Here is a 13,014-nt window from a genome sequence, read left to right as displayed (position 1 = left end):
TTATGTTTTGAGGAACTATCGAAGCTAAGGATGGATATTTATGTTAAAATACATATAATATTTAGAATGTTAAGCACTTCAACTAACGAGGCAGATTTATTGAATACGAAGATATTATTACGACATTAAAAAGTGTTTGGTACTTATATTTAGAATTATTTTGGTAAATCAATTTTTCTAGAGGTGGATACAAAAATGAATAAAATTAAAAATTTAATGGAACAACAAATAGAAAGATTTATAAGGGAATTTAAAAATTCATCAAAGAAACTTTTTTTTAACCCGGAGAACAACAGATTAATTCATCCTGGTGAATATGGAATATATATAGAGTAAATTTACATGAACTTTATAAAAAAGTTTATTCCTAATAATGTTGAGATAGGTAGTTGATTTTTAGTGAATAATGAGGATGCGGTAAGTACTCAATGTGATCTTGTCATTTATGATAGAAATTATACACCGTTGTTTACAGACGATCTATCACAGAGGTTTTTTCCAGTAGAAACCTGTATTGGGATAGGTGAGGTGAAATCCGTATTATCTAAAAAGGACTTGAAAAGAGCTTTAAATAAACTAGCAAAAAATAAAATGTTAAGAGATAAACAAGACGAAAAAGGGGCTAGCATTGTTCAAAAATCTCACGTTAACGAATATGGTTCAGGGCATGGTTATGATCAATTATTTAGTTTTCTAATCTGTGAGAAATTAGACTTTAATACAGATAACATACTTCAAGAATTAGATTCTTTCTATGAAGAAGGGTTACCACCAAAATTTAAACACAATGTGATTCTTAGTTTAGAAGACGGTTTGTTTACTTATTATATGAAGGTTAATGAAAAAAGTATGACAGTTCAATATCCCGTTATGTTTAAAAATCAATATAAGAACATTCATATTCAAGATAAAGATGTATTTGTTCCTTTTAAATCATTTCTAAGCTATCTATATAATTCTGTTCAATCAGCCACTATTCTTGTACCAGACTTGGTCAATTACATGGGTGGATGTGAGAATCAAATTCTTTCTTTTGAATAGGCCATATACGTTTTTATTGAATTTGTGTAATAGTTTAAAAGGGGGGGTGTCACAGTAACCTCTTTTTTATTAAGTTAGCGGGTGCATTACTTTAAAAAGGTGATCTTTGAAGGTCGCCTTTTCATATAGTAAAATTCCAATAATATATTTAGAATATAATGTTAGTATTGAGATAAAAGTTATTATGTTAACGGGGCAGTTTAGTGAAAGATCTTAAATTGTTAAAATTGATTGGAGGTGTAAGTTTGAAAAGAGTATCATCTCTAATTTTACTTGTTGTTATTTTGGGAGCCTGTGGTCAACAAAATAATTGTTCTTCTGAAGAAAGACACGAAAGCGTCATTGTTAATATAGAGAAGGCTACTTTTAATGAAGAATACATCATATTAACTTTGCCAAGTGTCGAAAACCTTAACTTTTTAGATAAAACAAGAGACGAATTAATTAAACTAGCACAAGAAAATGATGGTGCATACTACCATCTCAGCCAAGAAAAGTACGAAGAATTGGGTTTAAAAATAGGTAAGCGAATAGTTGGTTATTATTGTGATGTTGGAGAGTCAAACCCACCTGTACTTTTTACTGATAAGATAGAGGTAATTTCTCAATAGTTACTAGGATTTTGTTCAACTAACGGGTGCAATAGTAAAACAAGGTGAACCGAGTGGTATCGCCTTTTTTTATGGCTAAAATCTCGTTTTTATATTTGGAATATTATGTTAGTGTTAAAGTAACAGTACTAAGCTATCGGGTCAGGTTAGTTGAATAAGTACAAGTTTCAGAGAGAACATGTAAGTAGAAAATACTGTGAAGTGGGGATTATTATTTATTCTCATGTAAAACAGGATATAGTTTTATCAATTAATAAAGAGCTATTAGTACCTATCGCTTCTGCGGCAAAAGTTGCAATAGCCTTTTGTATCGCAAAATTGGTTGAAGAAAGACACTATAAATGGACTGACATTGTTGATGTGATTTTTAATCCTGAAGAGGATAGCAACGAAGTGTATCCTCACTTTCAAAATAGAGAAAGCTTGGCACTCCAAGATGCGGTGGAAGTCATGATAGCCTGTCACGATAGCTTTGTAGCAGAGCGAATTGTTCAATTTTGTGGTGGATGGGATTTGACTAACAATAAAATAAAATCATATTTTAAAACCATAAATATTACTCGAAATCCAAGAGACTTGGATAGCAACGGAGAATTGAGTGAGATGTTAGAGCTTTTACGATTAATACATCAAGGATACATAACTAATCCTGATTTATGGATTCCAGTTATTAATGGTTTAGTAAGGCAACAAGGTGATATAGAAGGTATACCAAGCCATTTCTTAAATCGTATGACTGGTGGACTAGATAATGTAGTAGTTGATATTGGGATAATGGGCGAGTTTTCCAAAAATCCGTTATTATATGTTTTGGGTGCAAAGGAGTTACCAAATCGACATAAAGAGACATTAGCAGATCAAATAATTATTGATGCAATGAAGTTACTTTATGATGAATATTGCAATCAGAAAGTTGAATTGAAAAATGAAATTCTATCTAATTCATAATATGCCGATTCAACTAACGGGTGCAATAGTTAAAAAGGTGATCCTTGTAGTCGCCTTTTTCTTATGGTTAAAATTTTAACTTTATCCTTGGAATATTCCGCTTGAATAGAAGTTATTAAGCTAACAGGCAGTTTAGTTGAAGAAGCATGTCATCATTGCTTAATACATAGTAGACTCATACTGCGGTACATAAATACTTCATCTCGATTTGCTTTCTCAATATTGCACCTGACATAACAATAGTGTATTGTTGTATTCTGCATTACCGTTCATCAACTTAAACCATTAAACTTATTGTTGGAGGTATATTACCAAATGAATAAACAGGACCAACTAAATATGATTAAAGAGGATTTTATTAATTGTCAAAAAGTACTATTAGCAATTGGTGATGAAACACGTCAATCGATCTTGTTAGTTCTAATGGGGACAGATTGTCAATCAGGCTTGTTGGTGAAATCACTGAACAAACACATCTTTCTCGACCTGCCGTGTCTCACCACCTTAAAGTATTACGTGATGCTGGCGTTATTTTAATGCGTAAAGAAGGGACAAAAAACTTTTATTATATTAATGTAAGTTCAGAATTAGGTTTATTAAAAGAGCTTGTGCTGGATATTGATAAGTTCATGCAGAACTTTTATTGAAATAATGGAATATGAAACACACATTAATAGGAGGTATAGACTATGAGAGCAATGATTATTGATAAATATGGGAAAGTGCCAATGCGTTTAGCAGTAATGCCCACACCTGAAATTGGCGAAAATGAGGTGCTTGCAGAAATTCATGCAGCTAGTATTAATCCTATTGATTTTAAGATACGCGATGGGAAAGTAAAATTGTTAGTTAAATATAAAATGCCTCTTATCTTAGGGAATGACTTTTCTGGGGTTGTTGCAAAGGTTGGCTCAAAAGTGACTCGTTTTAAAGTTGGTGACGAAATATATGCACGACCACGTAAGAGTAAAATTGGTACTTTCGCTGAATATATCGCTATTCATGAAGATGACATCGCCTTAAAACCTAAAAATTTGAGCTTTGAAGAAGCAGCCTCGATTCCACTGATTGGGCTAACCACTTATCAAGCCCTGACAGACATTTTGCAATTACAAAAGGGACAAAAGATTTTAATTCAAGCTGGGGCTGGTGGTGTTGGTACATTTGCTATTCAACTGGCAAAGTTAATCGGTGCTACTGTTGCAACAACTGCCAGTGACGCTGGTGCGAATTTAGTAAAATCGCTTGGTGCAGATGAAATAATAAATTACAAAACAGAGAAATTTGAAGATAAACTGAAAAACTATGATGCAGTATTTGATACACTTGGTGGAGAGATCCTCGAAAAATCATTTCAAGTAATAAAAAGCGGAGGAAGAATTGTTTCCGTTTCGGGATTACCAAATGCGCGTTTTGGTAAAGAATATGGTTCTGGATATTTTAAAACGTTATTGTTTTCAGCAGCAAGTCATAAACTTTCTGCACTTGAAAAAAAGCATAATGCACAATATACATTTTTGTTTATGAAGCCGAGTGGAGAGCAATTACGTATAATAGCAAACTATATTGAGACTGGCAAAATCAAACCTATAATTGATAGAGTTTTGCCATTTGAAGATGCTCAAAAGGCGATGGAGTATGCGGAATCTGGAAGGGCGAAAGGGAAAATAATATTAAAAATTAGATAGTTGTTAAACAATGCAAAAATATAACCTAACTTTTATTGTTCCCTTTTAAAGATTCTATAAAAATCCCCCCTTTAATTAATCTTTTTTTATGGATTCTTTTTATTGATGTTAAATTTAGGTTATGGTAACATTTCTATCAATCTTATTCTAAAGTAACAAATGTTCTCTAATGAGAGGGGAATGGTGAAAAAGCATGACGAAAAGCACCAGTTCTATTTGTTGCACACTACATGAATACTGCTCAACAAACTATATCTAACTGCTCTAATTTTGTGAAATAATGTACTTAAAGTAAAGGGTGCTTTAGTTTAACAGGATAATATAAATAATACGATTTTAAATTTCAAGTGCCGTAATTTTTTCTGCCGTTACCAGGGATGGATTTGATAATCTTACATTCTTCTCTTATACCAAAACAGCTATTTGATCCTCAAGTTTGGATAGGTGCTTTTTGTATTCATAAGCATCTTAATATACATTTTAGTGCTCATGATATTACTCTGGTAAAGTGTTTCCTGAAATGGATCACTAAATGCTGCTTCTACTAGTTTATCGGACTTCGAAGTTACCTATTCTATTGAACGTCTTGAACAAAATACATGAAGGAACATAAATGCCCATAGGCAATAACATAATAAAATCCAAAAAAATTTTTTATAAGTATACCTATATTAATATTCCCGTTAAAAATCGCTGTTACATATGGGCTTATTGTTTTAAGCGGAATAAAGTTAGAGGAATTTTTCATATATTCTATCGATGTTAGATTTAACCATATTCCCCTTCCCCTTCAATTTACGAACAGAACAAATATTAATGTAAATAAGTAAATTAAAAAACTTAAACTGAATAAATTTTTTTTATTTTTTCATTTTACCATCTAAACTTTCAGTGTTATATATAGATTAAGGAACTCAATAGTCGAGAGTTTAATTACATTAGTGTTTGGTTTGCTTATTGAAGATAGTTAATATAATAATTATAAAGTTATCATTAACTATATAGTTGTTTCTGAAGGGCCCCGTCAATAAAAAAATTATAGCTTAATAGAAAATTAATCTATTAAGCTATAGTTTTACTATTGATTTATAGTGCCGTTTCCTTTAATATAATCTCCGGCTTTCCCTGCTTTTGTTTTTGTAACATTAATTACATAACCATCTTTTTTAACCGTTCCAAAACTTTTTGTGTAGTTCCAGTTATTGGCAGTAAAACCGGTAACTGTGTACGCTGTAAACCAATTATTATGTAATTGAACACTGAAAGTGGAACTAGTAGTTACTTTTCCATCAATGTCATAAGTTGTACCTTTAGCAGTTGTAGTAGTAGCTTTATTAGCTAAGTTGTGTTTAGTTTTCCCTAAAACTGCAGCTGACATAGTAAAAGTGTAGGAACCGCTATATGCACTTGTTGCGATTGGGAATAGTAGTGCGATGATGAATAATCCTGGAAGTAAAATTTTTAATTTTTTAGATCTTTTCATTTTTTCCTCCTAAAAATAGTATTCTCTATCATTCTAACAAATATTATTCCACTTTTCAATAATATTTGTTTATTTGTTATTTTGTCAGTTTAATAAATAGTTAGAATATTAGTGAGCTGAATTAAATATTGGATGGTAGATAAATGTAATAGCTATTTTTGGGAAAGATGCAATTATTTTGGCGTTTCTGTAAATTGGGTTATTATATTAATGGAAAATCCTATTAATAAATTAACTAGAAAAGAATTTAGGGGGTATTATGTTTGTCAGTTATTTTAAATGCAGAAAAGGTAAGTAAAACCTTCTCAAATCAGCAGTTAGTTTTAAAGCCAACATCGATTAAGATTAATAGAGGGGAAATCTATGTTATTGAGGGAAAAAGTGGTTCTGGAAAATCTACTTTATTAAGTATTCTGGGTGGACTCGAAAAGCCGACGTCAGGACGGGTTTATTACAGGAATAGTTCTTTCTATGAATTAAATGATGAAAAGCAATCCGAAATAAGAGGTAAATCATTTGGCTTTATTTTTCAATCTTTTCATCTTATACCAGAGTTATCTGTTAAACAGAATATTGAGTTGCCCTTAACTTTTAATACTGTTGATAACAGATTGGAGACTAAAGATTTAGCAAAGAGATTAGAAATAGAATATCTTTTAGATAAAGAAACAACTAAATTATCTGGTGGAGAACAACAAAGAGTGGCAATTGCAAGATCCCTAATAACATTGCCAGATATTGTATTTGCAGATGAGCCAACTGGTAATCTTGATCATAAAACAACACGGAAGATTGTTAATTTACTTTCTGAACTTAGTAATATTTACGGTATTTCTCTAGTTATTGTTACACACGAGAAGAAATTAATTAAAGAACCACATCATTTGTTTGAAATTCAAGATGGAGAACTGAGGGTGAAAAATAGAGATGTTTAAATTAAGCTATAAACTTTTGATTTCACGGAAAAAATGGTTTTTTTTAATGCTCACATCTCTAGTAATTATCCTTGCATCGATAACATCTATTTCAACTGCTTCTGAATCTATTAAGATGAGTATTAAGGAACAGGCATATAATGAATATGGACAACATTCGGTTGTTGTATTGAATAGTAACGATACTAAAAATTCTATTGCTAACAACAGTGATGTAAAAAAAATAGGCGAGATTAAATTATTTGGAACTGCTGAATTACCTAACGGTCATATTGGGACAGTCGGAGAGATGGATAACCACGCTATTGATATAGGGAAAATTACATTAATTGAAGGTTCGCTCCCAAAAGAAAAGAACGAAGTAGCAATTGAATCTACTTATTTATCTTTAATTGATAGTACATGGAGAATTAACGAAAAGAGAGCACTGAAGATAAATGGTACAATTACAGAATATGTATTAACAGGTATTGTGGAAAATTACTCTGCTAGGTGGACTGTCCCTTATGATGTTCAAAAGGGAATTAATGATTTCCCTAATATATTTATTCCAATAAAAAATGATAAAGATGTTAAATACCGGAATTATTTAATTCAGCTAAAAGGAAATTACGGAAGCATTGATAAAATGCACAAAAAGTCTTCTGAATTTCTTGAATCATATTCAGGCTACTTCAATCAGAGATTATTTTATAATGGATTAGCAAACTATAAACATATCACGATACTTTCTATTATCTTTCAAGTTGTCATTTTGTTAGCAACTTTTTTATGTATGTATTGTTTATTATATTTTTTTAATACTACTCAGAATAGGAAGTTAGCTATATTAAAGGCAATAGGTTCAACTAATTTGAACTTGTTAAAAATAAACATTTCCCAAATCTTATATTTATTGTTTTGGGGGGTATTAGTCTCTTTACCCTTCCAATATTTCTTACATGTATGGATAATCCAAAATACTTTTAATATAAGTAATTTAAAAGTATCCAATGCACTGTATGTTTTTATAATAGTTATTCTATGGACTAGTGTTATATTTGGTGTTACTTTTATTAGTTCATATCTATCAATTAATCGACTCAAGAAAAATTCTATTAACGAAATGTTGAAAGATCTGCAGTACAAAAAGAAAAAGTCTACGAAATTATCAATAAAATCAAATGAGTTCACTATAAATAAAATTTTGCATCAATTGCAAACGTATCCAAAACACAGTGTATTGTTAGTATCTATTATAACCTTGTCGATATTAACACTTTCTGTCTCTATTTTTGTAGAAAAAGAATCTTCTGGAATTTGGGATACGGAAATAGATTACTATTTAAACTCACAAGAAGTTTATGCATCAAAAGAAATAGATAACTTGACAGTATTATTTCAAGAGGGTTTAACTTTTTCATTAAACGAAGTTAAACAGGTAGAGGACAAAAGCGGTATAAAGTATGTAGAAAAAACCCCTTTTATGATAGATGTACATCCTATGATACAAGAAAATTTAGTAACTCCATCCATTCAAGAATGGATCAACCAAAATGGTATTAATAATCATACTTATGAACATGGATATCTAATACCAAATGTTAGATATGTTTTATTGAATAAAAAGGAATTTATGCAACTTTATCCTAATCTAAATTATGAAGACCTTCTAAACAAAGTTATATTATATAATCCGATTCATAGCGTTTCGAATGAAGGAAAGTTAAATGGGGAAAAAATAACTTTTGTACAGAAAAAAAGGGATATATCTGGATATCTAACAAATCAGTGGGAATTCGAAATATTAGCTATGAATAACACCCCATTTGTATTAAGATATGATTCATTACAAATAGAGTACTCTGAATTTACAGTTGTTATAGCAGAAGAAACGGCTGTTGAGAAAAAAATGTTTCCGGGTTTTAACGAATTATCTATATATCTTAAGGATGAAATAAACAACAAAGAGACAGTAGAAATTCAATCTAAACTAGATAAACTTATCGCTATTAGACCAGGGAGCTTATATCAAAATATTTCAAACGTGATAGAAAAAGATAGAAGAATATCCTATTTTGTCGGACATTTAGGGAAATTAACCTATTCTACATCAGTTTTGCTATCTATATTAAGTATAGTAGTCCTAGTTTTTAGTAAGTATAAAATAATGAGGAAAGAGTGGGGGATTTACCTTTCGTTGGGTATGAAGAAAAAAGAACTTTATCAACTACTATTTTTTGAGATGGTATTATATTTGATTTTGGGAACAATTGCTGCATTAGTCCTATTCTCACTAACTCAATTTTTAGATAACATTTATCCGTACTTTTATTATCTTCAATATTTTATTCTAACTATTTTAATTGTTCTATTGTGGATTACTATTGGATGGTTTATTGTAGTAAGGTTAGTTAAACATCAGTCTATCTATTCTTTAATTCGTGAAGAAGAATAAAAAAGAATTTTAAAATACAAATAAATATCTCAAACAAGAAGAGCCAGCTTTGCCTATGTTTTTTGTTGGGTAATAAATGTGTGTGGTGTGGGGTTCAAACCTTCAGCTAGTTTTCAAGTTTATTTGTCCAAAAGTATAAATTATTATAAACTTAGTTTCCAACTAATTTTGTATTTGGTTTTTAGTTAATTATAAAACGCGGGTTTACAGTTTCCAACTTTATTTTAATCTAACAAACATTGTTGTCCAGTAACATTATAGTTGGTAAATTTACATTATAGTTCGTACATTTACATTATAGTTAGTAAATTTACAATAAAGTTGGTAAATTTCAATAAAGTGGATAGAAACATTTTTTTAACCCTCTGTTCCAAAATAGGAAAAGAGGGTTTTTTATATGGTTACTTTGTTGTGATTTATTGTCTTAACATTTATGGGAGTTAATTGTTGGTGAAACTAAGAATTGGATATTTATGTTAAAATGCATATAGTATTCTGAATATTAAGTACTTCAACTAACGGGGCAGAAGAGTTTAAGAATAGTATTAAGAAAGGAAATAAAAAATGTCTTACCACATAAGGGTTAGAGCAGGAGCGATTATAATTGAGAATGGGAGAATTTTATTAACGGAATATAACGACCCAAACAGAGGTGTGGTTTATGATTTACCAGCTGGAGGGGTTGAACCTAATGAGTCCATTATTGATACCGTTAAAAGGGAAGCTAAGGAAGAAGCGTGTGTTGATATTAAAGTTGGTCCATTAGCTTTTGTTTATGAATATGCACCACACTTGAATTCTGAAAAATTTGGACCACCCATACTTTAGTTATGATGTTTGAAAGTGCATTGCAAAGTGGTTCGATTGCAAGAATCCCAGAAAAACCAGATCCAAATCAAACTGCTGTAATATGGTTACCATTATCACAAATAGAAGATATTCAACTATATGCAAATATTGGAAAGGAAATTCAAGATTATACATTAAAAAAGAGAAGTATTGATTTAATCGAAGAGCATAAACTTTAGAACTTTTAAGTGCAATGGTTCTTGAACTATAGGGTGCTTTACTTCAAGAAGATGAGATGCCCCTGTTATTCATCCTGTCATATGCAAGATTTATGGAAGCTGAATGAAGCCGCATAATACACAATAGTCAGAATGGGGAGGTGTCAAAATGAATATTGCAGAGGAAATAATAATTTCTCCATTAAAGGATGAATTAATTGAGGACATCAATAAAACAAATGATTATTTTAAAGTGTTTGGTAAGGTTGTACCCAGTTTTCAATCAGGAAAATGGTCTTTTGAAGAGAATCTATTTGATGAAACTGAAGAAATTCGTTTCCCAGATGATAAACTTGATTGGAGCCGATATATAAACCGTGAAGATAAAGCTCTATTTTTAGCTAATAAGAATAATAATTGCATTGGGCAAATTAGAATAATTAAGGATTGGAATCGCTTCTGTTATATTGAAAATATCGCTACAAAAAAAGAATTTAGAGGATATGGAATCGGGAAGTTGCTCTTAACTAAAGCGGAAGAGTGGGCAAAACAAAGAAAACTTATCGGAATGTCTCTAGAGGCTCAAGATGATAATCTTGGAGCGTGCAGGTTTTATGTGAAACAAGGATTCATACTAGGTGGAGTTGACACATTGAAACAGTCATATAATCCAAATATAGAAACCACTTTGTATTGGTATAAGTTATTCAAGTAACGGGGGGCTTAGTTCAACAAGAACAAAGGTATACTTCTCTGTGGAGATCCATTACTTTTACTTATAGAACTCTTTAACAGATAGTGGGAGATACTTTCCGGCTTTAATGTAATTGTTATTTTCCCATCCATCCCAATTTACCAACTATAATATAAGTATTTAGTTCACTGAAATACGTAAACCACCTGTTATAGTTGCATTTAAAAATTAGGAACTATAATGTATTTGGACAGTATGTTCAGTAACATAATAGTTGGTAAATCTCAATATAGTGGATCAAAACATTTTTTAACCCTCTGCCCTTAAATAGGGACAGAGGGTTATTTGTATTACTATAGAGTGAATGGAAATCTTACATATAATCGGGGCTAGGGACTGTTTGAGCTAAGAATTGGATATTTATGTTAAAGCACATATAACATTAGAATATTAAGTACCTCAACTAAGTAATAGAAGGATTAGAATTGATACGATACAAAGTTAGAAATGAACCTAATCTTATTAATAATAGGATAGATAAGTTTATTGAAAATACAAGAGAAAATAAACTGTATGGTCAGTGGAATGATAATGGTCGCTTAATCAATTATGAGGAAAGCGAATGAAGATTGAATTCAGGATGTTTGATATCCATCCTACACTAAATCAATGTTTAAACATTGAAAGATTCTATTTGTAGAGCTTCACTGCTTCCTCTAGAAAGTTTAAATATTTAGCGATAAAACTTTTTGGTTTCAAAATTTTAACTTTGTTACCGAAACCAGCTAAAAATTGGTAGGAAAATTGATTCTCTGGTAATTCAATTGTCGCGTGGTAATTTCTTGGAGTCACTTTTGTAACGGAATTTTTTCCGTATCTCTCAATAAATTGATCTCTTACGGCAACATCTATCGATAGCTGTACATTAACTAATTTTTCTTGTTCATTGTATTGTTTTTCATGTTGAAATTCCTGATCAGTCCTTGGAACAAAAAAACCATCTTTTTGGATATTTAATATCCTCGTCAACTTAAATGTTCGGTAGTCTTTCCGTTCTAAACTATAACCAAACAGATACCAATGCATCTCCCTTAAATGTACCTTATAGGGTTCTACGAGTCTGTACGTTTTGTTTCCTATTTGATCCACATATTCAAATTTTAATAACCAATTGTTCTCAATTGCTTGCCTGATAAATAAAACTTCTTCGTTGATTTGGCTTCTTCCCGGCCAATCATAGAAGGTTAAATCAAGTGTTGGAGAAATATCTGAGCTGGTCATTCCTTTGATTTTTTGAATAGTCGTTTGAATCTCTTGATTGGTAATTATCCCCTCAAGGCCACCTAAAGCTATAAGTATATTTTCAATATCCTTGTGAGTTAGTAATCTTTTATCGAATTTATACTCTTCCATTAGCGCATATCCCCCTTCAGCACCATATTCCGCATAAATAGGGATGTTTGCAAAACTTAATGTTTCCATATCACGTTGAATGGTTCGTTTCGTTACATGAAAAAGTCTGCTGAATTCTGATGCTGAAACTAGCTCTTTTTGTAACAAGATCATCACTATCGAGATAAGTCGCTCAATTTTTTTCATATTTCCCTCCCATATACGACATACACTTGTCGCCTATGTCCTATTATACTACAAATATAAAAAGGAGGAATTAAGTGATGAAAGCAATATCTTATCTACAATTTGATGGAAGAGCGGAAGAAGCGTTGGCCTTTTATGAAAATGCATTAGCAGCAACTAGTGTAAAAATGGTGAGATTTGGTGATTTTGGTCAAGATCCAAATGCCCCATTAACAGAAGAAGAACAAAACATGATTATGGAATCTCGAATTGAGTTTTCAGGGAATATTATAATGATTTCTGATGTTCCACTTTTTATGCAAGCTGGGATAGGAGAAATCATAAAAGGGAATACCGTCTTAATTAGTATTATTGATGCTGATCCAGAAATGAATAAACGATATTTTGAAGGGCTTTCTGAAGGAGGTACTGTGGTCATGCCAATATCTTCTACGCCATGGTCAGCAAGTTTTGGAATGCTAATTGATAAGTTTGGGGTAATGTGGAAATTTAATGGTGAAGCGAGTAAATTTCTAGATGGTTTTGTAAGTTAAAAATTTGTATTAAGATGGGTTCTCATCAACATTTAAAC

General features: G+C 31.1%; 13 protein-coding genes and 2 pseudogenes. 13 read left to right on the top strand and 2 right to left on the bottom strand.

The features are described from left to right. Window positions 1-195 precede the first annotated feature (195 nt). The 6 genes and pseudogenes from KI338_RS10415 (at window position 196) to KI338_RS10390 (ending at window position 4,288) form a co-directional block, all read left to right on the top strand. A complete protein-coding gene (locus KI338_RS10415) occupies window positions 196-336 on the top strand; it encodes a hypothetical protein (RefSeq protein ID WP_212920935.1) in 141 nt (46 codons plus the stop codon). A gap of 63 nt (window positions 337-399) precedes the next feature. Beyond that, window positions 400-1,041 carry a DUF6602 domain-containing protein gene (locus KI338_RS10410; RefSeq protein ID WP_212920934.1) on the top strand — a complete coding sequence of 214 codons (642 nt, stop codon included), beginning with the start codon at window positions 400-402 and terminating at the stop codon, window positions 1,039-1,041. A 203-nt stretch (window positions 1,042-1,244) separates the two neighbouring features. Beyond that, the gene (locus KI338_RS10405) at window positions 1,245-1,652 is read left to right on the top strand and encodes a hypothetical protein (protein ID WP_212920933.1); all 408 of its coding nucleotides are present in this window, start codon (window positions 1,245-1,247) and stop codon (window positions 1,650-1,652) included. A 150-nt stretch (window positions 1,653-1,802) separates the two neighbouring features. Further along, window positions 1,803-2,600 carry a serine hydrolase gene (locus tag KI338_RS10400; RefSeq protein ID WP_212920932.1) on the top strand — a complete coding sequence of 266 codons (798 nt, stop codon included), beginning with the start codon at window positions 1,803-1,805 and terminating at the stop codon, window positions 2,598-2,600. 315 nt (window positions 2,601-2,915) lie between these two features. Next, window positions 2,916-3,247 (top strand): annotated as a pseudogene (locus KI338_RS10395) (ArsR/SmtB family transcription factor). Between the two features lie 42 nt (window positions 3,248-3,289). Next, window positions 3,290-4,288 carry an NADP-dependent oxidoreductase gene (locus KI338_RS10390; protein ID WP_212920931.1) on the top strand — a complete coding sequence of 333 codons (999 nt, stop codon included), beginning with the start codon at window positions 3,290-3,292 and terminating at the stop codon, window positions 4,286-4,288. 1,078 nt (window positions 4,289-5,366) lie between these two features. On the opposite strand, the gene KI338_RS10385 is transcribed toward KI338_RS10390, so the two are convergent. Next, complete coding sequence (locus KI338_RS10385; protein ID WP_212920930.1) at window positions 5,367-5,771, bottom strand: hypothetical protein; 405 nt, start codon at window positions 5,769-5,771, stop codon at window positions 5,367-5,369. Window positions 5,772-6,034: 263 nt separating this feature from the next. Here KI338_RS10385 and KI338_RS10380 point away from each other — a divergent pair, with 263 nt between their 5' ends. From KI338_RS10380 to KI338_RS10360, 6 genes and pseudogenes are all read left to right on the top strand, one after another. Beyond that, window positions 6,035-6,706: an ABC transporter ATP-binding protein gene (locus KI338_RS10380; protein WP_212920929.1), complete on the top strand. Its 672-nt coding sequence runs from the start codon at window positions 6,035-6,037 to the stop codon at window positions 6,704-6,706. After that, entirely contained in the window at window positions 6,699-9,143 is a 2,445-nt protein-coding gene (locus KI338_RS10375; RefSeq protein ID WP_212920928.1) for an FtsX-like permease family protein, read from the top strand. Before KI338_RS10380 ends, KI338_RS10375 begins: the two co-directional genes overlap by 8 nt. Before the next feature lie 564 nt (window positions 9,144-9,707). Then, window positions 9,708-9,971, top strand: coding sequence for an NUDIX domain-containing protein (locus KI338_RS17895; RefSeq protein WP_306345310.1), 264 nt, complete (start codon window positions 9,708-9,710; stop codon window positions 9,969-9,971). Window positions 9,972-9,991: 20 nt separating this feature from the next. Beyond that, entirely contained in the window at window positions 9,992-10,171 is a 180-nt protein-coding gene (locus KI338_RS17890; RefSeq protein ID WP_306345309.1) for an NUDIX hydrolase, read from the top strand. A gap of 148 nt (window positions 10,172-10,319) precedes the next feature. Then, window positions 10,320-10,865: a GNAT family N-acetyltransferase gene (locus tag KI338_RS10365; protein ID WP_212920927.1), complete on the top strand. Its 546-nt coding sequence runs from the start codon at window positions 10,320-10,322 to the stop codon at window positions 10,863-10,865. Between the two features lie 451 nt (window positions 10,866-11,316). Then, window positions 11,317-11,470: pseudogene (locus KI338_RS10360) on the top strand (YdeI/OmpD-associated family protein); the annotation flags it as partial. Between the two features lie 64 nt (window positions 11,471-11,534). Here KI338_RS10360 and KI338_RS10355 read toward each other — a convergent pair. Next, window positions 11,535-12,443 carry a helix-turn-helix transcriptional regulator gene (locus tag KI338_RS10355; protein ID WP_212920926.1) on the bottom strand — a complete coding sequence of 303 codons (909 nt, stop codon included), beginning with the start codon at window positions 12,441-12,443 and terminating at the stop codon, window positions 11,535-11,537. Between the two features lie 77 nt (window positions 12,444-12,520). Here KI338_RS10355 and KI338_RS10350 point away from each other — a divergent pair, with 77 nt between their 5' ends. Next, on the top strand, window positions 12,521-12,976 hold the full coding sequence (locus tag KI338_RS10350; protein ID WP_212920976.1) for a VOC family protein: 456 nt from the start codon (window positions 12,521-12,523) through the stop codon (window positions 12,974-12,976). Window positions 12,977-13,014 lie beyond the last annotated feature (38 nt).

The sequence above is a fragment of the Ornithinibacillus bavariensis genome (assembly GCF_018333235.1).
Taxonomy (GTDB): domain Bacteria; phylum Bacillota; class Bacilli; order Bacillales; family Amphibacillaceae; genus Ornithinibacillus; species Ornithinibacillus bavariensis.
Note: the sequence above shows the minus strand (reverse complement) of the source record. Positions and strands in the feature narration are given on the sequence as shown.